Annotated in this window: 24 protein-coding genes, 1 tRNA gene and 3 pseudogenes; 19 read left to right on the top strand and 9 right to left on the bottom strand. The window is 66.7% G+C overall.

Annotated elements, in window-relative coordinates:
- Nucleotides 1-40: 40 nt before the first annotated feature.
- Nucleotides 41-4882, bottom strand: coding sequence for an NAD-glutamate dehydrogenase (locus GTW58_RS05315; RefSeq protein ID WP_119932689.1), 4842 nt, complete (start codon nucleotides 4880-4882; stop codon nucleotides 41-43).
- Between the two features lie 233 nt (nucleotides 4883-5115).
- On the opposite strand from GTW58_RS05315, the gene GTW58_RS05320 reads away from it, so the two are divergent.
- The gene (locus GTW58_RS05320) at nucleotides 5116-6192 is read left to right on the top strand and encodes a glycerophosphodiester phosphodiesterase family protein (RefSeq protein ID WP_232817995.1); all 1077 of its coding nucleotides are present in this window, start codon (nucleotides 5116-5118) and stop codon (nucleotides 6190-6192) included.
- An 8-nt stretch (nucleotides 6193-6200) separates the two neighbouring features.
- Here GTW58_RS05320 and GTW58_RS05325 read toward each other — a convergent pair whose 3' ends face one another.
- Nucleotides 6201-6734 (bottom strand): histidine phosphatase family protein, encoded by a 534-nt coding sequence (locus tag GTW58_RS05325; RefSeq protein ID WP_047692708.1) that lies wholly within the window; start codon nucleotides 6732-6734, stop codon nucleotides 6201-6203.
- A 61-nt stretch (nucleotides 6735-6795) separates the two neighbouring features.
- On the opposite strand from GTW58_RS05325, the gene GTW58_RS05330 reads away from it, so the two are divergent.
- The 4 genes from GTW58_RS05330 (at nucleotide 6796) to GTW58_RS05345 (ending at nucleotide 11235) form a co-directional block, all read left to right on the top strand.
- Complete coding sequence (locus GTW58_RS05330) at nucleotides 6796-7812, top strand: aldo/keto reductase (protein ID WP_119932643.1); 1017 nt, start codon at nucleotides 6796-6798, stop codon at nucleotides 7810-7812.
- 115 nt (nucleotides 7813-7927) lie between these two features.
- Nucleotides 7928-8371, top strand: a complete 444-nt coding sequence (locus tag GTW58_RS05335; RefSeq protein ID WP_119932642.1) for a DUF350 domain-containing protein — start codon at nucleotides 7928-7930, stop codon at nucleotides 8369-8371.
- Nucleotides 8372-8647: 276 nt separating this feature from the next.
- Nucleotides 8648-9262 (top strand): DUF2617 family protein, encoded by a 615-nt coding sequence (locus GTW58_RS05340; protein ID WP_119932641.1) that lies wholly within the window; start codon nucleotides 8648-8650, stop codon nucleotides 9260-9262.
- A 68-nt stretch (nucleotides 9263-9330) separates the two neighbouring features.
- Complete coding sequence (locus tag GTW58_RS05345) at nucleotides 9331-11235, top strand: bifunctional sugar phosphate isomerase/epimerase/4-hydroxyphenylpyruvate dioxygenase family protein (protein WP_119932640.1); 1905 nt, start codon at nucleotides 9331-9333, stop codon at nucleotides 11233-11235.
- Nucleotides 11236-11303: 68 nt separating this feature from the next.
- Here GTW58_RS05345 and GTW58_RS05350 read toward each other — a convergent pair whose 3' ends face one another.
- On the bottom strand, nucleotides 11304-11735 hold the full coding sequence (locus tag GTW58_RS05350) for an acyl-CoA thioesterase (protein WP_232818000.1): 432 nt from the start codon (nucleotides 11733-11735) through the stop codon (nucleotides 11304-11306).
- Between the two features lie 250 nt (nucleotides 11736-11985).
- On the opposite strand from GTW58_RS05350, the gene GTW58_RS05355 reads away from it, so the two are divergent.
- Entirely contained in the window at nucleotides 11986-12621 is a 636-nt protein-coding gene (locus GTW58_RS05355; RefSeq protein ID WP_198673416.1) for a YdcF family protein, read from the top strand.
- 188 nt (nucleotides 12622-12809) lie between these two features.
- Nucleotides 12810-12893, top strand: a tRNA-Leu gene (locus GTW58_RS05360).
- Between the two features lie 213 nt (nucleotides 12894-13106).
- On the opposite strand, the gene GTW58_RS05365 is transcribed toward GTW58_RS05360, so the two are convergent.
- From GTW58_RS05365 to GTW58_RS05385, 5 genes are all read right to left on the bottom strand, one after another.
- A complete protein-coding gene (locus GTW58_RS05365; RefSeq protein WP_119932638.1) occupies nucleotides 13107-14219 on the bottom strand; it encodes a transposase in 1113 nt (370 codons plus the stop codon).
- Nucleotides 14162-14827, bottom strand: a complete 666-nt coding sequence (locus tag GTW58_RS05370; RefSeq protein WP_119932637.1) for a hypothetical protein — start codon at nucleotides 14825-14827, stop codon at nucleotides 14162-14164. Before GTW58_RS05370 ends, GTW58_RS05365 begins: the two co-directional genes overlap by 58 nt.
- Nucleotides 14817-15797: a hypothetical protein gene (locus GTW58_RS05375; RefSeq protein ID WP_157980462.1), complete on the bottom strand. Its 981-nt coding sequence runs from the start codon at nucleotides 15795-15797 to the stop codon at nucleotides 14817-14819. The genes GTW58_RS05370 and GTW58_RS05375 overlap by 11 nt, the downstream gene beginning before the upstream one ends.
- A 240-nt stretch (nucleotides 15798-16037) precedes the next feature.
- The gene (locus GTW58_RS05380; protein ID WP_157980461.1) at nucleotides 16038-16490 is read right to left on the bottom strand and encodes a hypothetical protein; all 453 of its coding nucleotides are present in this window, start codon (nucleotides 16488-16490) and stop codon (nucleotides 16038-16040) included.
- Nucleotides 16491-17001: 511 nt separating this feature from the next.
- Nucleotides 17002-17253, bottom strand: coding sequence for a helix-turn-helix domain-containing protein (locus GTW58_RS05385; protein ID WP_119932634.1), 252 nt, complete (start codon nucleotides 17251-17253; stop codon nucleotides 17002-17004).
- Between the two features lie 130 nt (nucleotides 17254-17383).
- Here GTW58_RS05385 and GTW58_RS05390 point away from each other — a divergent pair, with 130 nt between their 5' ends.
- From GTW58_RS05390 to GTW58_RS14855, 7 genes and pseudogenes are all read left to right on the top strand, one after another.
- On the top strand, nucleotides 17384-17944 hold the full coding sequence (locus GTW58_RS05390) for a hypothetical protein (protein WP_157980460.1): 561 nt from the start codon (nucleotides 17384-17386) through the stop codon (nucleotides 17942-17944).
- A 71-nt stretch (nucleotides 17945-18015) separates the two neighbouring features.
- Nucleotides 18016-18822: a DUF4357 domain-containing protein gene (locus GTW58_RS14850; protein ID WP_157980459.1), complete on the top strand. Its 807-nt coding sequence runs from the start codon at nucleotides 18016-18018 to the stop codon at nucleotides 18820-18822.
- Nucleotides 18823-18956: 134 nt separating this feature from the next.
- Nucleotides 18957-20191 (top strand): IS3 family transposase gene (locus GTW58_RS05400; protein ID WP_119932632.1). Its coding sequence is split into 2 segments (ribosomal slippage): nucleotides 18957-19266 and nucleotides 19266-20191, totalling 1236 coding nucleotides; the frame shifts between segments, so codons are not numbered across the junction.
- A gap of 27 nt (nucleotides 20192-20218) precedes the next feature.
- A pseudogene (locus GTW58_RS05405) lies at nucleotides 20219-20530 on the top strand (heavy metal translocating P-type ATPase); the annotation flags it as partial.
- Between the two features lie 182 nt (nucleotides 20531-20712).
- On the top strand, nucleotides 20713-21327 hold the full coding sequence (locus GTW58_RS05410; protein WP_119932631.1) for a TlpA family protein disulfide reductase: 615 nt from the start codon (nucleotides 20713-20715) through the stop codon (nucleotides 21325-21327).
- A 176-nt stretch (nucleotides 21328-21503) separates the two neighbouring features.
- Nucleotides 21504-22103 (top strand): annotated as a pseudogene (locus GTW58_RS05415) (cytochrome c biogenesis ResB family protein); the annotation flags it as partial.
- Nucleotides 22104-22179: 76 nt separating this feature from the next.
- On the top strand, nucleotides 22180-22311 hold the full coding sequence (locus GTW58_RS14855; protein WP_280842277.1) for a hypothetical protein: 132 nt from the start codon (nucleotides 22180-22182) through the stop codon (nucleotides 22309-22311).
- Between the two features lie 91 nt (nucleotides 22312-22402).
- Here GTW58_RS14855 and lspA read toward each other — a convergent pair whose 3' ends face one another.
- Nucleotides 22403-22897, bottom strand: a complete 495-nt coding sequence (gene lspA, locus GTW58_RS05420) for a signal peptidase II (RefSeq protein ID WP_035930604.1) — start codon at nucleotides 22895-22897, stop codon at nucleotides 22403-22405.
- 223 nt (nucleotides 22898-23120) lie between these two features.
- On the opposite strand from lspA, the gene GTW58_RS05425 reads away from it, so the two are divergent.
- The 5 genes and pseudogenes from GTW58_RS05425 to GTW58_RS15090 form a co-directional block, all read left to right on the top strand.
- A complete protein-coding gene (locus tag GTW58_RS05425; RefSeq protein WP_119932629.1) occupies nucleotides 23121-23804 on the top strand; it encodes a DsbA family protein in 684 nt (227 codons plus the stop codon).
- 48 nt (nucleotides 23805-23852) lie between these two features.
- Entirely contained in the window at nucleotides 23853-24497 is a 645-nt protein-coding gene (locus GTW58_RS05430) for a vitamin K epoxide reductase family protein (RefSeq protein ID WP_115163724.1), read from the top strand.
- A gap of 301 nt (nucleotides 24498-24798) precedes the next feature.
- Nucleotides 24799-25431, top strand: coding sequence for a class I SAM-dependent methyltransferase (locus GTW58_RS05435; protein ID WP_115163723.1), 633 nt, complete (start codon nucleotides 24799-24801; stop codon nucleotides 25429-25431).
- Entirely contained in the window at nucleotides 25428-25964 is a 537-nt protein-coding gene (locus GTW58_RS05440; protein WP_115163722.1) for a DinB family protein, read from the top strand. The genes GTW58_RS05435 and GTW58_RS05440 overlap by 4 nt, the downstream gene beginning before the upstream one ends.
- Before the next feature lie 139 nt (nucleotides 25965-26103).
- Nucleotides 26104-26391, top strand: a pseudogene (locus tag GTW58_RS15090) (transposase); the annotation flags it as partial.
- Nucleotides 26392-26459: the final 68 nt, after the last annotated feature.

Consider the following 26459-nt stretch of genomic DNA (forward strand, 5'->3'; position numbering starts at 1 on the left):
CGAGCACTGATGGTCGTGCACCCCGCCCTGAGCCGTTCTTTCAGTCCTGAACCGCGGCCCTCATGGTGCGCAGTGCCACGGACAGGGCAGCCAGATCACCGGCGGGGTCCCCGGTGTTGCTGGCGGCAATGTCCTCCAAGGTGGAGCGCAGTCGCGCCAGTTGGGCCTCGCTGACGGATTCCCAGGCCTCCACACGGTCCTCCGGGCTCTGCCCGTCCACACGCAGCGCCTGTGCGGCCATGGCCACCAGGGTGGAGTAGACGTCCTCCCGCATGGAGATCCGGGCCAGTGCCTCCCACCGGGTGTTCTGTGGAAGTTCACCGATCCGCTTGAGCAGGGACTCAATGTTGAAGCGGTCGTAGAGCAGGAAGTAGACCCGGCCCACAACTTCCAGGTCCTCACCAGCCTGGGTGCCCAGTCGCACCACGTCCAGCAGCGGGTAGGAGTCCAGCATCCAGGACCACTCGCGGGCCAACCCCTCAGGCACACCCTGCCGTGTGGCGATCGCCAACAACTCATCATCCCGGGATGCGGATTCATGGCCCAACAGCACGGTGTCGCTGCTGCGCAGGGCAGCAATGGGCTCGTAGCGCTGGATGACATCCGTAATGGGGTGAGAGGTCTCGTCCCGGCTGATGAGCCACCGCACGGAGCGGTCCACCAGGCGGCGTTGATCCTGCAGCATCCGCACCCACAGTTCGGTGGGAATCTCCGCCGAAAGGTGTGCCACCTGGTCCAGGTAGGGGTCGACGTCGAAAATCGCCACCGTGGCCAAGAACGCCTTGGCAAGATCAGCCGGTGTGCAGGAGGTCTCGTCCATCGCCCGGAAGGCGAAGGAGGCCCCACCCACGTTGATCATGTGATTGGCCACCATGGTGCACAGGATCTGGCGCCGCAGAGGGTGGGTCTGAAGATCCTCCCCAAAGCGTTCCAGAACCGGTGCCGGGAAGTAGGTCTCCACTACCGTTGAGGTCCAGGGGTCCTCGGCCAGATCAGAATCGATCAGAGCTTCCGAGAGCTGGATCTTGGCGTAAGCCATCAGCACGGACAGCTCCGGGGAGGTCATGGTTTCCCCGGCGGCAATCCGTTCCTCCATGGGTTCCGTGTCCGGCAAGAACTCGATGGCGCGGTCCAGATCCGCCGCCTCCTCCAGCCAGTCCATGAGGCGCTCATAGGTGACCATGTAGTCTGCGGCCTTCCACCGGTCCACGGTCAACGTGACGTTCTGTGCCACGTTGGTGCGCAGCACCAGGTCCGCCACGTCATCCGTCATGGATTCGATGAACTCCGCGCGGGCCTCGGCCTTGAGTCGCCCGGCGGTGACCATCCGGTCCACCAGAATCTTGATGTTGACCTCACGGTCGGAAGACTCCACGCCACCGGAGTTGTCGATGGCATCCGTGTTGATCAGCACCCCGTTGCGTGCAGTCTCGATCCGGCCCAGCTGGGTGACGCCAAGGTTGCCGCCTTCGCCCACCACCTTGACCCGCAATTCCTGGCCGTCCACGCGGATGGCGTCATTGGCTTTGTCTCCGACCTCCGCGTGGGTCTCCGTGGAGCCCTTGATATAGGTGCCGATACCGCCGTTGTAGAACAGGTCCGCAGGTGCCTGGAGGATGGCCCGCATCAGCTCAATCGGAGACAGCTGCGTGGTGGACTCCGGAAGTTCCAGCAGTGCGCGGACTTCTTCCGAAACCGGCACGGACTTGGCCTCGCGGGAGAACACGCCACCGCCGGCGGAAATCTTGGCGGAGTCGTAGTCCTGCCAGGAGGAACGTGTCAAACCGAACAAGCGTTCGCGTTCTGCGTAGGACACTGCAGGATCCGGGTTGGGATCCAGGAAGATGTCCCGGTGGTCAAAGGCCGCCACCACTTTGATGTGTTCGGACAGCAGCATCCCGTTGCCGAACACGTCCCCGGACATGTCTCCCACACCTACCACGGTGAAGTCCTGGGTCTGGGTGTCATGACCGAGCTCAAAGAAGTGCCGTTTGACGGACTCCCAGGCGCCGCGTGCGGTGATGCCCATGGCCTTGTGGTCGTAACCAACAGAGCCACCGGAGGCAAAGGCATCCCCCAGCCAGAATCCACGGTCCAGGCTGATGGCATTGGCGGTGTCGGAGAACCGGGCCGTGCCCTTGTCCGCTGCCACCACCAGATAGGAGTCGTCCCCGTCCTTCCGGACCGTGCGAGCAGGTGGGACGGTGCGGTCACCGGCCCCACCGGCGTCGTCGTTGCCAGAGGATCCGGCAGCGATCTCCAGATTGTCCGTGACATCCAGCAGCGCGCCCACGAATTCCTTGTAGGCTTCCTCGCCTTCAGCAGCCCACGCCCCGCGATCCACGGAGGGATCCGGCAACTGCTTGGGGAAGAAGCAGCCCTTGGCACCGTTGGGGATGATCACCGCGTTCTTGACCATCTGCGCCTTGACCAGGCCCAGGACCTCCGTGCGGAAGTCCTCGCGGCGGTCCGACCACCGCAGGCCACCGCGGGAGACCGGACCAAAGCGCAGGTGAGTGCCTTCCACCCGCGGGGACCAGACCCAGATTTCGAACTGCGGCCGCGGAAGCGGGGCAGCCGAGATGCGCTGGGGGTTGAGCTTGAGGGCAATGGTGGGCCGGTCCGTCTGATAGGCGTTGGTGCGCAGCGTGGCATCCACCACCTCCACCAGCGTCCGCAGGAAACGGTCCGCATCCAGGGTGGGCACTTCCTCCAGGGCTGCTGAAACCGCCTCCCGGGCCTCCTTCCGAGCCTGTTGACGCGCCTGATCATCAGCGGCGCCGTCGTGAGTCAGGAACCGGTCCGGGTCGAAGGAGGTTTCAAACAGCTCCACCACGGCCCGGGTGACCCCCGGGTAGCTCAGCAACGTGGCTGCCATGAACTCGAAGGAGTGCGGGACCCCCAGTTGCAGGAGGTACTTCACGTAGGCCCGCAGCACGGCAATGGTGCGCCAGTGCAGGCGTTCCACCAGCACCAGGCGGTCCAGGGCATCCGATTCCGACTGCCCGGAGAGCACAGCGCACAGGACTTCCTCAATCAGGTCCTCGGTCCGGGCCTCAGGCGGCCCCACCGGGTCCACGCCTGCCGGCAGCTCCACACCGAAGTCGTAGAGCTGGAACTCGCGACCATCAGCGGGGGTGATCTCGTAAGGCTTCTGATCCACCACGGTCATGCCCAGGTTCTGCTCCATGGGCAGCATTTCCGTCAGGGTCAACCGGCGGGTCAGGTACACGTTCAGGCGCACCTGGTCCTGCTCCCCGTCAGAGACCGTGGCCACGCGCACCTCAGCGGCTTGTTCCGGTTCCTGGCCGGAGAGCATCTCGCAGCGCTGGAGATCGGCCACGGCTTCATCAATCTCGTAATCCGCCCGGTACGCCGGGGGGAAGGCTTCAGCCCAGTTGTAGGCGTACTCGCGGGCCTGCTCACCGGAGAACTCCGCCCCGATGGCACGCACCAAGGCATCCGGCCAGGAACGCACGGCGGAGCGCACCCGTGATTCCAACTCTGCCATGTTGACCGGGGGTGGGGTGTCCCCGGGCAGGCGTAGCCGGAAGAACACCCGGGCCAGTGCGGAGGAGGACAGGCGCACCTGGAAGTCCACGTCCGTGGCACCGTAGGTGTCCGTGAGGACATCGGAGATCCGCTGCCGCACGGAGGTGTTGTACCGGTCCCTGGGCAGATAAACGACGGCGGAGACGAACCGTCCGAACAGGTCCGGGCGGACAAAGATCTTGGTCACGCGCCGCTCATCCAGGCCCAGGACACCGCGCGCCACCTCGGCAAGCTCGTCCACGGACATGTGCAGCAGTTCGTCCCGGGGGTACTCCTCCATGATGCTCAGCAGGTCCCGAGCCGAATGGGAGTCCTCACGGAAACCGAACTGGGTGGCCACCGCCTGGATCTTGTCCTTGACCCAAGGAGTTTCACGGGCCGGGGTGGCATAGGCCTTGCGGGCGAACAACCCAATGATCAGGTGTTCGCCGTCCACCTGGCCGTTCGCGTTGAACCGGCGGATGCCGATGTAGTCCAGGAACTCACTGCGGTGCAGTTCCGAGCGGGTGTTGGCCTTGGTGACAAACAGGGTTTCCGCGTCCTTGGCGTGTTCCTGTGCCTGCTGGGTGAGTTGACGCCGGTACGGATTGCGCCCGGATTCGCTCAACAGCCCCAAGCCCGTGTCCGGACGGGATTCCAGGTACAGCTGTTCATCAGGGCCGTTGAGGTCGTACTCCTTGATGCCCATGAGCACAAAGTTTCCGTCCAGCATCCACCGCAGGAAGTCCTGGGCGGCAGCCACGTCCCCCAGGTGCAGCCCGTCCTGCTCATCCCGCCGGGCCAGTCCGTCCAAGGAGACCACCAGGTTCTGCACGGAGTCCCGCATGGCCTCATGGTCCCTGGCGATCACAGCCACATCGGCAAGCACAGGGTGCAGTTCGCTGATGAGTTGGGCTGCGGCGTCGTCGTCCAGTTCCCGGGTCAGGACCACCTGCACCCAGGACTCCATGGCGGCCCGCTCCCCCAGGCCACCGATGGCAGGGATGGTCTGAGTGTCCCCGCTGGAATGAGCCGCAAAATTGGGGACCTCCATGACCGAACCCAAGCCACCGTCCTCATCCCGGGTGACCTGCAGGATCGGGTGAACCACCAGGCGAGCGCCGCCCCACTTCTGGGCGATCTGGGTGTTGATGGTAGAGACCACGTAGGGAACGTCCTCCGTGACCACGTACAGGACGGCACGCTGAGCCTCCCGGTCCACGTGGATCAAGGTCTGCCCGGGAGCACGGGTCTGTGCCACCCGGCGGTGCTTGTTGGCCCGCTCGGTCAGGGATTCGCTGGGCCGGGAGGCCAGATCCTCCGGGGAAACACCCGCGTAGTAGGCCCGCATCCACGCGTTGTCGCCTGCGAACTGCGGAGCCTGAGCCACCACGGGAATCGCCCCCGTGTGGTCATCTACCTCTGCACGGTACTTGTCCTGTGTCACTACTCGATCACGCCTTTGTGAGGGATGGTGAGGTCACGCGCCGCGCTGGTGGAGCCGCCGCGGACGTTGGGTACCTCACTCACACTAGCCGTCCACGCGCCGTTGCGAAGGGACACATCTTGGGATTCCCTTGTGCTGTGGAGAAACCCCCAGCACAGCCACCATTCGACCTCCAGTCCCACCGGGGCGGGCGCGGGCAGTGGACGGAAAGTTCCCTCTACGCCTTTGCCCGTTCCCTGGAACTCGGGGTGACCACCTTGGAACTGGACACTCACCTGACACAAGACGGTGTGGTCCTGGTGTGGCATGACCACACCATCGAGACCGCAAAGTGCCAGGACACCGCCCCGGCAACCCCCAATGACCCCGACTTCCCGTACGTGGGAGACCGCGTCCGGGACCTGACCTACGCGCAGATCCAGACCTTGGACTGCGGTTACCAACAGCTGCCCGGCTATCCGCAGCAAATGGTGGTGGAGCGCAACAGGATTGCCACTCTGGAGCAGCTCTTTGAGCTGGTGCGCGATCACCGTGCGGATGGTGTGGGGTTCAACATCGAGACCAAGGTGGAGGACCCCTCCAACGCCGCTGAACGTGATGCCTTGGTGGATGCCGTTCTGGAGCAGATCTACACCAACGGTTGGCCTGAGCGCACCCAGTTGCAGTCCTTCGACTGGGCAGCACTGGACCGTACCGCACCCGTGGCCCCGGAGTTGGAGCTGGTGGCTCTTGCCGAGGCAGAGAACCCCGGGGGCGCAGGTCTCACACCACAAGAGGTGGCTGACCGTGGGTACGACGTCTGGTCACCTCAGCACGTAGTGCTGACGCAGGCCAACATTGCTCAGGCACATGATCTGGGTCTGAAAGTGGCGCCGTGGACCGTGAATGACCCGGCGGACATGGCCAGGCTGATGGACTGGGGTGTGGACGGCCTGATCACCGATTACCCGTGGCAGCTGCGCCAGCTGATGCAACAGCGTGGCATGCCGCTGCCCACGGCTTACGCCGCACAGGATCAACCGTCTGATCCCCAGGCCCGCCCGGGCAGAAGCGGCACCGCGCCCGGCAAGGCCCGCCCCGCAGAATCCCCTGCCTCCACCGGAGGCCCGGACAGTCCTGGCCGGGAGCACGGTCACAGCCAGGGCCGCGGCCCGGAGCACAAGCAGGGCCCCAAACAGGGGCAGCACGGCGCAGGGACTCCCGGCCGCAACTGAGCTGGGGTTCAGGACGCCGTGGCTGCCAGGAGGTCCTGATCCACAGGAACCACTTCCGCGTTGGCCACGCGTTTGGGTTCCGTGTTCTGCAGGTGGGCCACGGTGAAGCGGATCAGCGCACCGTGGGCCACCAGCAGGATGTTGCGCTCCGGGAATTGGCCGTGCACCTCATGAAGGACCTCCAATGCACGCTCCACCACCTGATCTTCCGGTTCGGCCACCTCCAGCAGCTTCTGGTAACCCTCTGGGGAGATCTCCGCAATGCTCTCGCCTTCATTGGACCCGAAGGACCGCTCCACCAGGCCCTGGTACATGGGTCCAAGCTCAATGCCGAGTTCCTGGGCCACAATGCGCCCGGTTTCCCGCGCCCGGCTCAGCGGTGAGGTGACCACCAGGTCCCATCCCGGATCTTCGTCACGCATCAGGTGTGCCGCGTCCACCGCTTGTTGCCGGCCCGTGCTGTTGAGCGGGATGTCGGACCCGCCCTGCAGCCTCTGGGCCCGGTTCCAGTCGGTTTCGCCGTGGCGCATGAATGCGAGCATGCAGATTCCTCCTGCGGTGGTGGGCTCTGGGGTTGTCGGCGGCCTCGGACATAATTGCCCAATGAGCGCACCGTCAGATGTCTCCCCCATTCTCCCCGACTCCGCAAGCACAGCCCACGAGCCCAGCCGTAGTTCCTCCCGCTTGATCTACGGTGCCATGGCCTTGGGCGGGTCCTGGGACCTTTCGGCCCTGACTGACGACGACGTCGCCACCGGGTTCCGTGCCCTGGATGCTGCCGCGGCTGCGGGTCTGACGGAGATCGACCTGGCGGACATCTACACCGCCGGCAAGTCGGAGTCCGTGGTGGGTCAGTGGCTGGCCGAGCGCGCCGGCCGGCGCGAAAGCGTCACGTTGCAGACCAAGGCCGGCATCCGGATCCCCGGGAACACGGCGGCAGATGACGCCCCCATGCACTACCGCCTGGATGAACACACGCTGCGCGGCGGGTTGGAAGGATCCTTGACGCGACTGGGCGTTGAGTCGGTGGATCGGTTCCTGATTCACCGGTGGGATCCCCTGGCTGATCCCACCCAGGTGGCAGCTGTTCTGGATCAGCTGGTGGATGACGGCCTGACCGCGGCTTTGGGCATCTCCAATGTGTCCTGGCACCGGATCCGGGGTCTTCAAAGCCACCTCCGCCACCCGCTGGAAGCCGTTCAGGTTCAGCTCAGCCTGGGTCACCGGGACTTTGTGGAGCGCCAGATCCTGTGGGACCACCCGGAAGGCTCAGGAGTGGACTTCGACGAATCTCTGTTGGAGAACTGTGCCGCCGTAGGGATCCAGGTCCAGGCTTGGGGAGCACTGGACCAGGGCCGGTACACTCGCAGCCCGCAGGACAGCACTGACCCGGCCACTGCTGAGTTGACCGCCGCCATTGCCGCAGAGATCGGCACTTCTGCGGAGGCGGTGGCCCTGGCGTGGATCATGCGCCTTCCGCAACGCATCCGGCCTGTGATCGGTACCAGCAACCCGGAGCGGATCGTGGCCTGCGCACAAGCACTGGACGTCGTGGACAAGCTGACGCACGAGCACTGGTACGCGCTGCTGAATTCGGCCCGCGGCCACAACGTGCCCTGAGCACGGCACACCACCACAAGCCTCATCGCACAATGGCGGCAGCGCGGGCCGCCACCACGCATACTGACAGTGCCCGCAGTCCGCATGGCACCGTTCACGATTGGTTGGAGACACCATGGATTCAGTTGTTCTGAGCACTCTGCTGTATTCCGCAGCCGGTGCCGCCGCCTATGGGCTGGTGGGGTTGGTCCTGCTGGCTGCCGGCTACTGGGTGATCGATCTGCTGACCCCGGGCAAGCTGCACCACGTGATCTGGGCCGAACGCAACCACGGCGCCGTCCTGGTCCTGGGAGCCTCCATCCTGGCCATGGCCCTAATTGTGCGGGCAGCCATCCTGGCCTCTGCCTCCGTGTTGTGGCTGGGTCTGGTGACCACCTTGATCTACGGGTTGATCGGTCTGTTGCTCATGGCGGTGTCGTTTTTCCTCATGGACCTTCTGGCGCCGGGCAAGCTGGGCGAACTGATTGTGGACAACGATCACAAGATGCACCCGGCTGTGTGGGTCACCGCGGCAACTCACCTGGCCGTGGGAATTGTGGTGGCTGCAGCCATCGCCTGACCCCCGCGGAGTTTCCCCACCTCCACGGGTGTACCCCTCTTGTACCTGCGGCGTTACGCAGGCGCCGTTGCGCAATCGTTGTGCAATCGTTGTGCAACGCTCACCTCACGGATCACCTGCGCCAATGCCCTGTTCACTGCCATGTGTGCCGTGAATCATCAGGCAACTTGCTTGCAGGCAGCACCGAGCGCACGTAATTTGCAAAAAAATCGTGCGCGGCGGTGATCGCCTGGCTGTCCCCCCGCAGCCCCGTGCATGGTGAGAGGAGCTTGACCTTTGAACACCCCTTCCCCGGTGACGCACCACTTGGACCGCACACTACCCACGCCTGTTCCGGCAGCACACACCCCGGCCTATTCGGAAGCCTTGAGCTTTGGCCCCCGGGTGGATCTGGGTCCCGCTCTGGCCTCCACGGTTGTGGTCATGCCCACGGGAGGCCCCGGTGCGGCCGCAGAAGTCACCGTGGAACTGCGGTTGGTGGGCACCGGGCACCAGGTCATCATCACCGTGGACGAGCATCAGTGGATGGAGACCTTCACCGTCCCCGGCCTTGACACAGCCCACCTGCCCGTCACCCAGCGCCAGGACGACCCCCTCAGCGGAAGCTTGCTCTATCAGGCGCATTGCACCGTGACCCAACACTCCCCCCGCGGTTTCGCCCGCCAGCGTCAGAAGGTGGAGCATGCCTGCAACGCTTCGGCAGGCTTCACCTCTCACCAGGTGGATGCGGCCGGTACCGCAGGTGCGGGTTTGTGCGTGTTCGGCTTCAACGACGACGACGAAATTCTGTGGCGTTCCTGGCACGTTGCCCCCGGTGAGAACCGCTTGGTCCAGACCACCAGCACCGTGTGGCTCTCTGCCATCGGGGCGGGGCTGCGCCGCGCCAGTTGAGTCCTCCGCTGCTATCGTCCGGAACAGGTGAGTCGGCCCTCACGGTCCGGCCAACAGCAGGAGGATGAATGCACACGTCAATCGCCACGGTCTGCCTTTCCGGCACCCTTGAGGAAAAGCTCCAGGCTGCCGCTTCAGCCGGGTTTGACGGAGTGGAGATCTTCACCCAGGACCTGGTGGTCTCCCCCACCTCACCGGACCAGATTCGTCGTCGTGCACAGGACGCCGGGTTGTCACTGGATCTCTACCAGCCCTTCCGCAACGGCGTGGAGTTGGAAGCCCATGCCTTCCAGGACAGCTTGCGGCGCCTCAACCGCACCGGCGAGCTGATGAATCAGCTGGGCACGGACACATTGCTGGTGTGCTCCAACGTGGCAAGCAGCGCCGTTGCGGATGATGCCCTGGTGGCCGAACAACTGCACCAACTGGGGGAAGTGGCCCAGGAACATGGGATCCGCCTGGCCTACGAGGCCCTTGCCTGGGGCACCCACGTCAACACCCACGATCACGCCCATCAGCTGGTGATGGATGCCGATCACCCCGCTGTGGGGACCTGCCTGGACTCGTTCCACATTCTCTCCCGGGGGTCTGATCCAGCCGACATCGCGGAGATGGACCCGCAGAAGCTGTTTTTCGTCCAGCTTGCTGACGCCCCTCTCATGCACCTGGATGTGCTCTCCTGGTCACGCCACCACAGGGTGTTCCCCGGTGAAGGTGACTTTGACCTGGTGAATCTGATGTCCCATCTGGTTCGTTCCGGTTACAGCGGCCCGGTCTCCCTGGAGATCTTCAACGACTCCTTCCGCCAGGCTGACGTGCACCGCACCGCCGTCGACGGCCTGCGCTCCCTGCGGTGGTTGGAGGACCAGACCCGCCGCACGTTGGCCGGGGAAATGCACGACGGCGCCGTCCGGGACCGGGTTGAGCTGCAAGCCCTGCCGGAAGCATCAGCACCATCGGACTGGGACTTTGTGGAGCTGCGCACCACCAGCCTGGGGCACACCACCCGGCTGCTGCACCGCCTCGGTTTCCGGTTGGGTGGTCACCACCGCAGCAAGGACGTCCAGGTGTGGCTGCAAGGACCGGTTCGTGTGGTGGTCTCAGAGGCCGGCCACAGCACACGGCGTGAACCGCACGTTGACCCCCGCGCGCGCTCCGAGCACCAGGCCGTGGCTGAAGTCTCCGGGCTGGGGTTCCACGTGGAGGACCCCGCGGCCGCGTTTGCACGCGCCGTGGAACTGGGCTCCACACCCGTGCCCCGCGAACAACTCCCCGGGGAGGTGACCCTGCACGGGGTTTACGCTCCGGACGGCACGGAGATTTTCTTCGGCACCGGCTGTGCTGATGGCCTCCCGGAGTGGCTCAGCGAGTTCGGGGTGGAGGAAGACCCCCTGGGGGCAGGCGATCTGATCACCGGCATCGACCACGTCAACGTGGCCCAGAAGTGGCAGCACTATGACGAAGATGTGCTGTTCTACACCTCAGCACTGGGCCTGACCTCCACCCCGGCGCAAGAGGTCCCCGGCCCCTCCGGGCTGGTGCGCTCCCAGGTGATGTGCAGCCCGGACCAAACCATCCAGCTGCCGCTGAACCTGGCACCCACCGCCGCGGAACAAGGATCCTTTGTGGGCGTGGCCTACCCCGAACACATTGCTCTGGCCAGCACAGACGTGCGTGAAGTGGCCCGCCGTGCCCATCGCCGCGGCCTGAAGTTTCTGGGTATCCCGGAGAATTACTACCAAGATCTGATCACCCGATTCGACCTTGACGCCCAGACCGTGGACGAACTACGGGAACTCAACCTGCTCTACGACCGTGACGACCACGGAGACTTCCTGCACTTCTACACCCGCACCCTGGGGGACGTGTTCATGGAAGTGGTTGAACGCCGCGGATACACGGGCTTTGGCGCAGAGGATGCACCGGTGCGTCTGGCGGCCCAGTACCGGCTGCAGCAGTCACACCAGGGGTGAGCACGTGGCGTCGTCGTGGGATGGAGTCAAGAAGCCGGTCTCAGCCACCCGCTGCCAACGGACCCGCCTCAGCGGAACAGGGACGGGCCGGCCCACGGCTCCAGCGCCTCCTGCTGCTGCTTGGTCAGGCGCAGCACCCGCTGCTCGGCCGGGTCAAAAAACGCCAGCTGGGTGTGGGCGCGGACGCAGACCTGACCGGTGGCGGCGTCGTGAATCTCCAGGCCCAGGACCAATGCGGCGCCCGCGGCGCGAACCACCCGCACCCTGACCGGGGCCGGGGCGTTGCGGTACTCCAGCGCCTTGACGTACTTGACCCGGTGCTCAGCAACCAGGGCTTGGGTGCCCTCCGGAAGGGTGTCGAATATGGGGACCACCGGAGGCACAACCTGGTGACCGGCACCCACCGGAACACCAAAGGCCGCAATACGCGCCTCCTCCAACATGCGCACCACCTCCACGTTGTTCACGTGCCCGTAGGAGTCCATGTCCCCCCAGCGCATGGGGATCCGCACCACGGTCCCGGGGCCGTCGTCCTGACCGGCGGCCGTGATGTGGGCACTTGCGGGGGTGTGAGGAAGATCTAGCGGGTTGGGCGTCGTCATGGGTGGGACGGTCTCCTTATGATTCGTAGCTGGGTGTGAGCACCGAGTCGGCCACCTGGACCTGGCATTCGTGAGGTCCGGGCCGCATGGGACCAGCCAGCCCAAGATTAGCCCCGGTCGGGCGGGGCTTGGGGAAGGGGCATTCAGGTTGCAGGGGAAGAACCGCACCGTTCGTGTTGTGGGCACCGCCGTTGGTTCGGTGGTTGCTCTGACCTGCGCGTGGTTGCTGGTGTGCACCGGTGTGCTGCTGCACCCGGATGTCACGGAGCAACCGGAACCCGCAGATGCCCTGTTGGTGCTGGGACCCCCCGATCCCACGCGAGTTGCCATGGCGGCCCAGATCATGGAAGCCGGCCTGGCACCCGTGGCAGTGGTGGCAACACCGGATTCTGTGCCGGGCACCTGGCCCTCGGATGCCGAGTTCATTGAGAACCGCCCATACTGCAACGACCCTGACCTCCCCTACGAGGTCATCTGCTTCAAGCCCGACCCCTCCACCACGCAGGGCGAGGCCATGAAACTGCGGGAGCTTGCCGATGAACGCGGATGGGACAACGTGATCGTGTTGACCTACCGCCCGCACGTGGCACGGTCCCAAATGATTGTGGAACGCTGTTTTGACGGCACCACCCAGTGGCCCACCTTTGACTATCAGGAGAACTACTCCCTGTTCAGCCGCGCCACATGGCGGGAGTACATCTACCAATCGGCTGGCTTCCTCAAGGCCTGGGTCACCCCCGGCTGTGACACCCAACTCCCCTGGCATCCCAAGACCGGGTCCTGAGCCTGGTCCCCGCGATGGGGCCGGGTGGCCGTGTGTCTGGTGGGTGGGCCGCGGCGTCGTCGATCCCCCACCCCTCCCACAACGACGCCGCCCCTCACCACCCGCTGCGCCCTCGATTGGCGTCTTGGGTTCAGTGTGGGTATGATTTTCGTCGTTGCCCAGCGAGGAAGATCCCCGCTGAACACCACGCGCGAGTGGCGGAATAGGCAGACGCGCACGGTTCAGGTCCGTGTGCCCGAGAGGGCGTGGGGGTTCAACTCCCCCCTCGCGCACAAGGGGAGGTTCACTTAAGTGTGTGCTTCCAGTTCACAGAACTCCCGATCAGACGTTTCTGATCGGGAGTTCTGTCGTTCGCAGCTGGCCTGGGGTCCACTGCCGCCCCTGCTGCGCCCGTTCAGGCCCTTCAGATCGCCGCCCCCGTATGTTTTTAGTCACAAGAATGCCCCTGTCCGGGGTTTCCGGGCAGGGGCTATCGCCAGGTGATCTCAGCGCTTGTGGGCTTTGGTGGCTGGCACCCAATCCGTCGTGTCAGTCGGCGTCCGAGGCGGTGGGCCCTTCGCCCGGTGTGGCCCGGTGCCGCGTTTGGGGGTCCGGGTTCGGCGTGGTCGTCGACCGGTGCCACCAGCAGCTTGTGACTGCTGTTCTGATGCGCTGGCTGGGGCGGGGGCGCTGATGTCACGAGCGTAGGCCTCGGCGAGAACCCTGATGTTCGTGGCCGCCAGGACCAGTGCGGCCAGCAGCCCAGTGCGCTGGAGGGTCTGGACGCGGATGCTTCCTCGGCGCAGGCCTCCGTGATGGATCTTGAGGCTCGCGTTGAGGGATTCGACGTGATTGCGTCGACCGTAATCCTTGGCCCATTTCGTGGTGCCGTAGAGGTGGTCCTGCCGTTCCCGCAGGTAGTCACCGGGGCCCAGTGTGATGGTGCGCGAGCAGTAGCATTCCCGGCCCGCGCAGTTCGTCGTCGGCCTCGTGGCTGGATCCCGCCGCATTGAGGCCGGATTGTTCGGGCACCGCACCTTTCCCGTCACCGCCGGGCCGCGGTACCGCTGCGTACCCCTCGTCCGATTGGGTTGACCGAGCTTCGAAAACGCGTAAAAAACTCGTGCGTCATATGCGGCGATGCGCTGCAACCGCTCTTCGGCGCTCTGCATCAGCGGGAACCCGCCGGGGTCGCGCAGGTTCTGCGGCAGGGAGTCGATGAACAGATGCCCGTCGACGAAGATCGTGCCCGGCACCGGCCCGGGGTGGGTGGTGCGCTGGGTGGCATGCAGGTCAATGGTCTGATCGATACCCCGGCGCTGCAGCTCCCTCGCCCACCCCGCCGCCAGGCGATACGAGTAGCCTCGGTCGACGCAGACCCGGTCCACGGCATCCCCCTGTCTTGTAAGGGCGTCGATGACCTGGAGTCCAGCCCGGTCGCTATCAGCACCGGCGGGGCAGAATACGAGCCCCTGGGCCAGGGCCGCCTGGGCACGCTTCCCCTCCGGCGGAACACCAACGGCGATATGCAGGTTGAAGCCGATAAATGTTTCCTTCGGTTTCAAGTTTTTGCCCGCTCGATAGCCTTCTCGGGCATCGGGGTCGACGGTGTACTGCATCCGCCCATCAGCGCCGAGGACAGGCAAGTCGCTACCTCGCTGTCGCCTTGGAGGCACCAGAGACTGGTCCTCCGCAGTCGCTGCTCCTTGGGCCGCCCGGTTGCCTGCCCTGGCGTTGGTGCGCCCATGGGGCTGTAGTAGGTCTCCAGATCGGTGGCGTCGATCGCGACGGTTGTGTGGCTGAGGAGATCGTCCGGGATCGGTGCTCGCACGATGTTCGTGAGCAGATCGCTCAGCGACACCTTCGAGCCCACCTCACCGGTAGATGGATCGGCCGTTTCGGTCGCGGCACGCCCGAGGGCTTCGACCGCACCGGTGAGCTGCCGATACGTCAGCCGCCCGGTCAGCCCGATCCGGGCGCGCTGGCGGGGAGTGAGCCTTTCGGCGACATGGCAGGCTCGAGTGCAGAGCAGTTCGCCGGGGCGCTCGAGCGCGTCGATGAGCAGCACCGTGAGCAACGTGCGCCAGGTGTGGGCTCGAGGGCGGCCCGTGGAGGCCGTCATCTGCTGCTGCAGGTCCTCCACGAACGGCTGGTCCAAGGCGGTCACGGCACGGTTGAAGGTCTCGTTCGCCACACTGTCGGCCAGGACCCGTTGCTTACGAGGCATCGGCGCCGCCTCGTGGGCTCAACCCGGCCCCTGCCATCAGGTACCGGTCTTGATCGTCACGGTCCGCGACGTAGGGCAGCAGCTTCTCGAGCACAGACCCGCTGCTCAGGCCCGCGATCGTCATGAACTCCGTGATCCTCACATCCATGGACAGCAGCTGCACCATCCACGTGGTCCGCAACTGCGCCTGCCGCAGCGGAGGCAGGTACGACGGGATCTCCAGGCTCGAACGCAGCTTGCCCACCGGGTCCCTGGAATTCCTGTTGTGCGGACCGATCAGCGGGCCTTCCGGGTACTTCTCCGTCAGACGTGCCAGTGCCGGCACGTACTCGATCAATACCGGCACAGTCCGATCGCTGAGCACAACGACCCAGAGACGGGGCTCCTGAGGATGGATCAGGACATCGCCTGCCGTAACGCGCAGGAGCTCACCAGCATTCACCCCAGCGCCGAGTCCGAGGGTCAGCATCGTGGTGAGCACCCGGGTGCGCGCCTCGGTGGCCTGGACCTCGGCTGCAGCCCAGTAGCCGGCGATCTCCCGGGCCGTATACGGCGGGGCAATCGGACGCGCCCGCCCCACCGGGGCGGGCAGCCCATGCCAGGGCGCCGTGGTCGTGGCATGCCAGGCCAGCCGATGCAAATACGACGCCGCGGTAGCGCGGCCAGCTTCCGACCAGCCGGCGCCCTCAGTGGCCAGGAACGCCCGCACATTGTCCTGGGTGAACACCACCTCAGGGTCCAGCGGCTGGCCCCGTCGATAGGCCCACACCAGCATCCGGGTGGCGTACCGCAGTGCCTGCCGGGCCGACGATGGCGCCTCATACCCGGCGGTCTTGGTCGCAGCGACCGCATGGGATCGCACCTGGCCCCACTCGTGCGGTGAGATCAGTTCGGGATTGGGCGCGTAGGCCTCGACTACCTCGTCAGCAGTGGATGCGACGCCGCCGGCGACTCGGATCGGCTTCACCACCCCGACCACCCGCACAGCCCCGATCCGGGAAAGGGTGCCGAAGCAGCCAGCCACGAGGCAGCCACGCAGCGATGAGCGAGGAGAATATGGGTGCGCGCAGACGACCCATCCACTTGCCGCCAGTGGGAGAAAGCGGTAGCCTGTAAAGTGTATCCAGCACTCTCGAGGCCCCTGCAGACGCACTCAGCGTTTGTGGGGGTTTCGTTTTGTCTCCGCGCCCGTGGGCGCAACATCATTGGGTTATACGGTCCTCTCTCGTAGCTCCGAGGTCGCTACGTACTGGCCGCGCTGTGGTGAGACAACTTCGCCAGCCCGCTTCAGTCGAGCCAGGCACGCATCGATCTGATCGCCGGTCAAGGGCTCTCGCGTTAGCCCCCGGGCATCCTGGCGCTCGAAGACCGCACGGTTCACGGCTAGTTTGATCTGGTAGGAGCGCATGGGCTTGCCGGGGCGCAGGACGTCGCGGACGAGGTCCGCCAGGGAGCCGGCACCTACCGCACGAATGCGTCCGGGAGGTGCGCCTGATGGCACCGAGCGTGGGACTCCTGCTTGGACGCGCAGTGCCCGCCAATCTGGTTGGTCGCTGACATCGTGGCCGAGTTGGCGGAAGTGCTCCGTTAGCCGGTCCAGCTGGGCGAGATCGTGCTGGACTCGTGAGGCAAGTCGGCGCAGACCATCTGCATCGGGGTCCATGCGTCCTGGTCCTCCGCTCGGGGTTGTCGGTCGGCGATCGCGTTCATGATGCGCACCGACCTGGCCCGACCTGACCCTCCGCTCGGGTTTCCGGTCTTGCTGTAGCACCCCGCCCGGACCCTCCAAGTAATGCTGCAGGCACCACCGGCAGTGCACACCAAGTTCTGGGTCGTCCAGCACCGCCTGGAGCTCAGGAAGCCTGAGCCAACGGGCGCCTTGGTACGTGGAACGAAAACGCTCAATCCCCATGCCAAGGCGGGGGGCGAAGTGCCGGTAGAGCGTCTTGAGGTGCCCGCCGTCAGACTCGTCGGTCCAGGCGCGACGACCATGCTCGGCCTCGAAGTAGTCAGCCAGACAACGCGTGAACGCGAAAGCGATAGCCTCGGCGACGGTGTTGGGGGTCACCTCCCCCGATTGGACCCTCGAAGCCCATGAATACGCGCCGTCCGACGCGGAGGGGTGATGATCCCGGGGACCTGTCATGTACCCACAGTAGAGATTCGGCGATGACTTATGTGCCGTCTTCCAACAGGTGTCCCACGAGTTCTGGCAGAGGCACCCCTAGGGCGAAAGCCAGACGGTGGGCAGTGTCCAGGGACACCGTCTTGTGGTTGTTCTCGACATTGAGAATGGTCTGCCGGGAGACCCCGGATGCAGCTGCAAGGCCTTCGAGCGTCAGGCTCCGGTCTCTGCGCATCCGACCGACCGCCACCCCGAAGGCGCGGTAGTTGAGCTCGGGTGGCTGTCTTGCGGGGGAATCCATCCCTGCTACACAAGTCTCGAGGCCTCGAATCCACAGCCAACCGCAGTTGGCAAAGTCAACTGCGGTTGGCAGACTGTGCCGACATACACACCCGAACTAGGCCTGACCAGCGCAGACACGAGGCACTACCATGAACCTGCTGACCACCGCGACCTGGAGCACCCTGGGCGGCGCCGCTCTCGGCGGCAGCCTCCTCGCCAAGGACCAGGCCAAATGGGCCGAAGTCGACAACTGGGCCGAGGAGCTCGCCGCCGCCGACCGCCACCAGCTCCTCAACGGCCAGCCTCTCCCGGCGATCCAAGAACCCCCGCAACCACCGCCACCGAACCTGCCCACCACGAAGACCTGGTTGCTGATCCCCCTGGCGGTCTGGCTCGTCCCCGCAGCACTGATCGCCATCATCATCGGGGCAGGCCTCAGCGCTGGGGAGACACCGGCAGCAGCTGCCCTCGGCGGAGTGCTTGTGTTCGTCGTCGCCTCCATCCCCACACTGCTGCTGGCAGTGATCGTGGGCCTGATCCTCAAGACGGCCCGGATGCGCCGAGCACAGCGCGCCACGCTGGAGCACCAGATCCAGGCCGCCTACCACGACGTCTGGGCCCTGCGCGAAGACGCCCGTCATCAGCTCGCCAACGGCTCCAAACCTGTCCGCTACCTCGAAGCCATCGGCCTGAACCCCCAGCAGCTATGACACCACCAGGGGACCCCACCACCGGGCACCCATCGGGCACGTGGGGTGCAGATCGCCCTGAGCCCACCGTCGTGATCCGCACCGATGCCCACGGCGCCCGGCATATGAGGACCACGGCCGGCCACGTCGGCGTCGTCGATGCTCCCCGCATGGCTGCGGTGCGACTGGCCCGCTCGGATGCCCTGGCCGCCTGCGCCGTCTGCCTCGTCGTCAACGACACCGCAGGCGTCGGCCTGCCCGCACAGGTGCACATCCTCAGCACCACCGACCCCACTTCTTCTCTCCTGGCCAGCCATGATGCTGGCTCGCCAGACTGGGCCCGAGTCCTGGTCGCCTCCCCGCTGCGTGGCACCTGGGCGGCGCACGAGGCCCAGCTCATCGCGACCGAGATCGCAGACGGGGCCGAGCGAGCAGGCAGACTCCGCATCAGCAGTTCACCAAGTCCACCCCCGGGTCTATCGCTGTCCACCCGCCATGCCTCCGAACTGCACGACATCGCCGCTCTCACTGAAGCGGCAGGCCTGCCCCTCCTCAGCTCACCCGCCCAGCGCGAGCTCACGCACACACCGCTGTTGCACCTGCGCGGCCTGCCCGATACCACCCAAGCGACAGCCTCGCCCCAAGGCATCGTCATCCACGCCGGCACCCGGCTTGAGAACCTCGAACCCAACGGCACCCACACCGTCGAGATCGGATACCGCCGGATCGCACTGCTACAGATGGGGGTGCTTCAAGGCACGGGCCGCGAGCTGGAGTTCGTGCGAGATCACCTCTTCGAGGACCCCAGCTCCGCAGCTGCGCTCATCCGCGGGCGTCCGACGAACGGATGGGCCTCATGGCTGGACCGCGCGGGAAGGGCCCTGCGCGAACTGATCTGATAATGCGGGGCATCAACGCAGCACGAGGCCTCAGAGGCACAGCGTCCGGTCACTGATGTCCGCCCAGAGGGGCTTAACCCCTGATCTTGGACACGCGGAATCCAGCACGATGCTGGGGAAGCGAGAATCCAAGGATGGCAAGGAAGAACTACACCGACGAGTTCCGTCGCCGGGCGGTGGACTTGTACGAGTCCACGCCGGGCGCGACGCTCAAGGGGATCGCGGCGGATCTGGGCGTGTCCCGGGGCTCGTTGAAGGAGTGGGTCGACAAGCTCGGCTCCGGGACCACGAGGACCGGGGAGGTGGTCGCTCCGGTCGCGGGGCGGTCGGAGTCGCAGGCGGCGAAGGTCAGGAGGCTGGAAGCCGAGCTGGCCGCAGCGCAAGCCGAGGCCCACAAGCTCGCGCAGGAGCGGGACATCCTCCGTCAGGCGGCGAAGTATTTCGCCGGGGAGACGAACTGGTGAACCGCTTCCAGTTCGTCGAGGACCACAAGGACGCCTGGGGCGTGAAGCGGTTGTGCGAGGTCGTCGAGGTCGCCCGGTCATCGTTCTACGCGTGGCTGGCCGCCGCGCCGACACGGGCAGCGAGAGCGGCGGCCGACGCGGCGCTGGTGGCGCGGATCCAGGTGCTGCAGGATCCCGCCCGGGGCGGGGACCGCGCCTACGGCGCGCCCCGGGTCACGGCCGACCTCAACGAGGGCACGACGCCCGGCGATCGGGTCAACCACAAGCGAGTAGCCCGCGTGATGCGCGAGCACGGCCTGGCCGGTATCCGGTTGCGCAAGCGCGTGAGGACCACGCTCCCGGACCAGTCCGGCAGGCGGTTCCCCGACCTGCTCGGCCGCGGCTTCAGCATCGGCGTGCCGTGCCGCCGCTACGTCGGGGACATCACCTACCTGCCCATCGCCGACGGCACGAACCTCTACCTCGCGTCCTGCATCGATCTGGGCTCACGCAAGCTCGCCGGCTGGAGCATGGCCGATCACATGCGCACCGAGCTCGTCGAGGACGCGCTGAAGGCCGCCTGGCACGAGCGCGGGACGCTGGCCGGGACGGTGTTCCACTCCGACCACGGCGCCGTCTACACATCGAAGGCCTACGCGCAGCTCTGCACGGACCTGGGCGTGACGCAGTCGATGGGCGCGATCGGCTCCTCGGCCGACAACGCCCTCGCCGAGAGCTTCAACGCCGCCCTCAAACGCGAGCTGCTCGAGGGTCGGGCGGGGTTCCCCGACGCGCCGACGGCATACCGGGCCGTGTTCCGGTGGGCGAACCGTTACAACACCCGCAGGCGCCACTGCGCGATCGGCAACATCGCTCCGAACGCCTACGAAGCCGCCGCCTCCGCTACACTCCCGGAAGCGGCATAACCGAAATGACACCGTGTCCAAGATTCAGGGTCAAGGCCCGCCATCGAGACCGCCGACATCGCCCTGATGGGCGAGGACCTCCACCACCTGCCCCAGGCCCTCGACCACGCGAGGCGGACCCGGTCGATCATGCTGCAGAACGTCGGGGTGTCCCTGGCGCTGATCGCGGTGCTGATCCCCCTGGCCCTGTTCGGGATCCTCGGGTTGGCCGCCGTGGTGCTGGTGCATGAGGTCGCCGAGATCCTGATCATCGCCAACGGCGTGCGGGCCGGGCGGATCACCGGCCGCACCGTGCTCCCGGCCGCGGCCCCGGCCCCGGCCGAGAAGGTCACGGTCTGAACGACACCGTCTCACCTGGCAGCGGGGCCCCGCACGGGGCTCCGCTGCCAGGCACGGTCACCCCGTCCGCTGGCCCACCACCGAGCCGTCCGCCCCGGCCCCGGGGCCCCACCAGCTTCCCCCGCCATGCTCCCAGGCGGTTCTCCCCGCCGCGCCCCTTCCACACACCAGGTGATTCCTCCGTGACCTCATCCACCTCGCCCCTCTCCCGCCCGTCCCGCCGCCGCGTGCTGTCCCTGGCCGGTCTGGGGGTCCTCGCCCTGGCCGGCTGTACCGAGGAAGACTCCCTGGCCGAGCAGGCCAACGCCGGGGACGGCAAGGGCTACATCGCCGGGGACGGCACCGTCTCGAAGTACCCGGTAGGGGAGCGTGGGGAGCCGGTGCAGTTCACCGGCACCCTCTACGACGGCACTCCAGTGACGGCCGAGGACCTGCGCGGGACCCCGGCGCTGCTGAACTTCTGGTACGCCGCCTGCGCCCCGTGCCGGGTGGAGGCCCCGGACCTCAAGGCGCTTGCCGAGCGGTTCGAGGGGCAGGTCACCTTCTACGGGGTGAACCTGCGCGACGAGCAGGCCACCGCGCAAGCCTTCGAACGGAATTTCGACATCCCCTACCCCTCCTTCCAGGACAAGGACGGAGAGGTGCTGATGGCTCTGAGCGCCTATGTGCCCCCGCAGGCCGTGCCCACCACCCTGGTGCTCGACGCCGAGGGGCGGGTGGCGGCGCGCATCCTGGGCCTGGCCGATCGGTCGATCCTGGACACCCTGCTGGCCGACACGGTGGCCGAGACGGCATGAGCGCCCCCTCCGATCCCCGCCCCGGGAGCAGCAAGACGACCATGACCACCCGTGACGCGGAGCACTTCACCACGGACCCCGATGGCAGCGGCCCACCGGGCCCCCGGGGTGCTTCCTCCGGCCGGACCGGCACGGGCCGCGGAAACGTCGAGGTTCCGGCGCTGGGCCCGGTGGGGATGGCCCGGTGGGCCTGGGCGCAGCTGACGAAGATGAACACCGCGCTGTTCCTGCTGCTGCTGCTGGCCGTGGCCGCGGTGCCCGGGTCGATCTTCCCCCAACGCATCCAGGACCCGGCGAAGGTCAGCGACTACATCACCAACAACCCGGTCCTGGGGGAGTGGCTGGACCGGCTGCAGTTCTTCGACGTGTTCTCCTCGGCGTGGTTCTCGGCCATCTACCTCCTGCTGTTCGTCTCGCTGATCGGGTGCGTGCTCCCGCGGGCCAGAAAGCACTGGCGGGCCTGGCGGTCCCAGCCCCCGCGCACCCCCCAGCGGCTGCAGCGGCTGCCCGAACACGGGGTGCTCATCCTCGGCGAGGACGGCGCCGCCCCGGATCCCGATGGCGTGGTCGCCGAGGCCGCCCGGCTGCTACGCAAGCGCGGCTACCGGGTGGCCGTGCGCGACACCGCCACGTCGACGCCGTCGGTGGCCGCCGAGCGGGGGATGTGGAAGGAGGTCGGCAACGTCGTCTTCCACCTGGCGCTACTGGGGGTGCTGATCTCCGTGGCCGTGGGCTCCCTGTTCGGGTACAAGGGCCAGAAGATCCTGGTGGGAGGAACACCCCAACACCTTGATCGCCCAAGGGGCCGGCCGCCATGAGGACGACCACCGGTGTCCCGGGGAGTGGGCCACCGTGGAACTGCTCAAGCGCGCCGTGCGCCTGCTGGCCACCACCGACTACGAGGTCCCGCCCCAGGACCTGTCCATCCGGCTCAACCGGCTGCCGGCCATCCCCCGCAGCCGCTTCCTCCTCGTGCGCCGATGACCCCAGCGCACGCACTCCTGGAGGCCCGGTAAGGCGGACACCACCCCGCACCGGGGCCCGGGCACCGCTCCGGTCGCCGGACCTAGGACGTCTACTGGTCCTCAGGGCGGGAACGAGGCTCCCCCAGGGTGCCCAGGAGTACCCCTGCCACCCCGACGGTGACGAAGACGTCGGCGGCGTTGAAAGTGGGGAACCAACCGGTGTGCAGATAATCCACTACCCCGGCCCCGTCCAGCCGGTCCAGGAAGTTGCCCACAGCCCCACCCAGCAGCAGGGTCGCCCCAGTCCGGGCCACACCGGTCATGGTGTGGATCGCGGTCAGCAGGTACCACACCAGCACAGCGATGATCGCCCCCGTCCCGGCGATCACCACCCACGACGGCAAGGACGACCCCAGGCTGAAAGCCACCCCGGGGTTATAGAACACCCGGAAATTGATCCAGCCCAGATCAACCATCCGCCCTCCGGCCAGCGTCGCTTGGGCCACGGTCTTGAGCCCCAGATCCACCAGCGCCAGCACCCCGGCCCCGCCCAGCAACCCCACCGCGGAACGGCGCCGTGAGCGCGCCGCGGCCTGCCCGCTCACCGGCTCACCTGCCGGCCGCACGCCGCGACAACACCCGGGGAAGCTGGGATCCCTCGGCAACGTCCCCACACACCCTCCCGGGGGTTGTTCCCCCTGATGCCGCTGGGCTGCCCCAGCAGCCAGGATGGTCCCAGCTCACTCCCAATACTCTTTATCGTCATCCGTCGATAATAATGGTTGAAGCCGTTGTCCCCTCTCCCACCAGCACAGAACGGAACCCCCTGTGAGCACTGCCTCCCCCGCCACTGCCGGCCAGCGGAAGTCACCGAAGGCCAAGATCGTCGTCTGGGCCCTCCTGGCCGCGGTCGTGGCCGCTGCGGTGATCGCCTTCCTCGTCGCCCGCGGCTCCTCCACCGCCGCCGCCCCGGAGGATGTGGGGCAGGTGGTGCGGGAGAACAGCCGGGTGCTCTCGAAGGCCCCGGATGAGCAGGCGGTGCTGGTGGAGTTCCTGGACTATGAGTGTGAGTCCTGCCGGGCGGCCTACCCTTTCATCGAGGAGCTGCGGACCGACTACGCCGACACGGTGACCTTCGTGCACCGCTACTTCCCGTTGCCCGGGCACCGCAACTCCATGAACGCTGCCGTGGCCGTGGAGGCCGCCGCCCAGCAGGGGAAGTACGAGGCGATGTACCAGCGCATGTACGAAACCCAGGCCCAGTGGGGCGAGTCTGCCGAGGACAAGAGCGCGGTCTTCCGCGGCTTCGCCCAGGACCTGGGCTTGGACATGGCCGCCTTTGACGCCGCGGTGGCCGACCCGGCCACCCAGGAGCGGGTGGAACTGGATGTGGCCGACGGTGAGGCGCTGGGCGTGGGCGGGACCCCGACCTTCTATCTCGACGGGGAAGTCCTCAACCCGGAGTCCCTGGAGCAGTTCCGGGCCGCGGTCGAAGCCGCCGCCACCGACTGATCCCCCCGCCACGTGATCATCGACCACACACCCCGAGGGATCCCTTCCATGACTGCTCCCACGACCATCAAGCTCACCGCGGGCGCAGGGCCTGCCGCCGAGCCAGACCTGCCTCGCTTCGTCCGCCACCGGCCCTTCGCCCTGGTCCTGCTGGTGACCGGGGTCATCGGGTGGATCGCCTCGGGCATCCTGGTGCTCGAACGCCTGGAGCTTTACAAGGACCCGGGCCACGTGACCAGCTGCGACATCAACCCGTGGGTGTCCTGCGGGCAGGTGATGGGCACCTGGCAGTCAGAGCTGTTCGGCTTCCCCAACCCGCTGATCGGCATCGTGGCCTTTGCCGTGGTCATCACCACCGCCATGGCGATGCTCTCGGGGGCACAGTTCGGGCGCTGGTACTGGGTGGGCCTGCAGGTCGGGGTCACCGCCGGTGCGGTGTTCGTGGCCTGGCTGTGGTCCCAGGCACTGTTCTCCATCTACATCTTGTGCCTGTACTGCATGATCGTGTGGGCGGCGATGATCCCGCTGACCATCCTGCTCACCGTGCGCAACCTCGCCCACGGCGTCATCCCCGCCCCGCCCCGGGTGGTGCGCTTCGCCACCGAGTGGGCCTGGATTCTGGTCGCCATCACCTACGTGGCCGTGGCCGCCTCGGTGTTCTTCCGCTTCTTCACCGCCTTCACCGGCCTCTGACACGCGACTGGCCCCGGCACCCTGTGATCAGAGGTGCCGGGGCCGTGGTCTGCCCGGGCTCAGGCAGTGGTACTGGACTCGTCCAGCGTGCAGCCGTTCCCGGTACTCCTTGTGGAGTCCTCCCCCCGCGGGCATATCGTTCCTGCAGGATTGCCCGTACCCTGCAGTTCTTATTCCCGGCCCCGAGCCCGCCGAGACGATCAGTGATGGTGCTCCGGGCTCCGCCCGGACGGGTTCACTGCCGTCGATCGGGGAGCTACGCTCGGCGGAAACCCCGCAGGCGCCCCGAGAGGCGGAGACCATGCCGAAGATGTCGGCCCTGGAGTCCTCCTTCTGCCGCAGCGCCCCGTGGGCTCTGGTGGCCCGGCGGATCGTTCCCTGGGCGACCCAGGGGCTTCCCGTCACCGGGGATGTGCTGGAGATCGGCGGGGGCAGCGCCGCCATGGCCGCCGCCCTCGCACGGTCCCACCCCCAGGTGCGACTCACCACCACCGATGCCGACCCGGTGATGGTCGAGGCCGCCCAGCAACGCCTCACCGGATTCCCCCTGGCCGAGGCGCGTCAGGCCGATGCCACCCGGTTGCCCTTCGAGGACGCCTCCTTCGACACGGTTGTGAGCTTCCTGATGCTCCACCACGTCATCGAGTGGGAACGCACGGTGACCGAGGTCGCCCGGGTCCTGCGACCGGGTGGGGCCTTCGTGGGATACGACCTGCTCGCCTCCCGCGCCGCTTCCTGGGTGCACCTGGCCGACCGATCCCCCCACCGGCTCATCGAGCCGGGAGCCTTCGCACCAGCCCTCCGACAAGCCGGCCTGGAGCCGGTGCACCTGCGCGACTCCTTCGGGGGTCGAGTGCTGCGCTTTATCGCCCAGAAGCCGACCAGCACGCAGGGCGCTGCCGACAACGACAACGCGTCGAGGAGGACCCGGTGAACAGCGCACCCCTCACCCGCCAGGTGATCCACGAGGAACTGGAGCGGGTCCGGGCCGACTTCCACACCTTGGTGACCGCAGCGAGCCCGGCGGATCTGCGCCGCCCCTCGGCCGGCACCCGCTGGACCAACGGGCAACTGCTGTTCCACATGTTCTTCGGCTACCTGGTCGTCCTGCGCCTGCTGCCCCTGGTGCGCCTGATGGGCCGGCTCCCTGATCCGGTCAGCCGCACCTTCGCCCGGGTCCTGGAGGCCGGCACCCGGCCCTTCCACATGATCAATTACCTCAGCGACCGCGGGGCGGCCCGGGTGGTTCGCGGCCCGCGAATGCTCCGGTGGTTCGACCGCACTCTCGACACCCTGCAGACCCGGCTTCAGGCCGAACCGGAGGACGTGCTGGCCCGGGGCATGCACATGCCCGTGCACTGGGACCCCTACTTCCGGGACTGGATGAACCTGGCAGAGATCTATCACTACGGCACCCAGCACTACGACCACCACCGAGAGCAGCTGACCATCAACCACACAGCGTGATACCAGCCCGGTGATGCAGGCGAGAGAAGTTGTGCGCGTGCGCCTACCGCTAAGGCGCCCACGGGCAGGCCCGATGCTCACGCTGATTGAATCGCCCCGGGTCTGGTGGAGGCTCTGAATCCACGGGAGGATGAGGAGCATGGCAGCACCGAGGAAGTACCCCGACGAGCTTCGGGAGAGAGCCACAAGGATGGCAGTTCAGTCACGGCGCGATCCATCGACGAGGTCGGGAACGTTTCGCCGTGTGGGCGAGCAGCTCGGGATCAATCCCGAGACTCTGAGGAACTGGGTCGTGCAGGCCGAGGTTGACGAGGGGCACCGTCCCGGGACCACGACCAGCGAGTCCCAACGCCTGGTCGAGCTGGAGAAGGAAGTGCGTGAGCTGCGCCGGGCGAACTCGATCCTGAGGTCAGCCTCGGCTTTTTTCGCGTCAGTACCAGAATGAGGGTATCCCGGCGGGGCTGGCTCGTTTATTCGCTGCTTTCGTAGCTTGTC

It is taken from the genome of Kocuria subflava (assembly GCF_012163155.1).
GTDB lineage: Bacteria > Actinomycetota > Actinomycetes > Actinomycetales > Micrococcaceae > Kocuria > Kocuria subflava.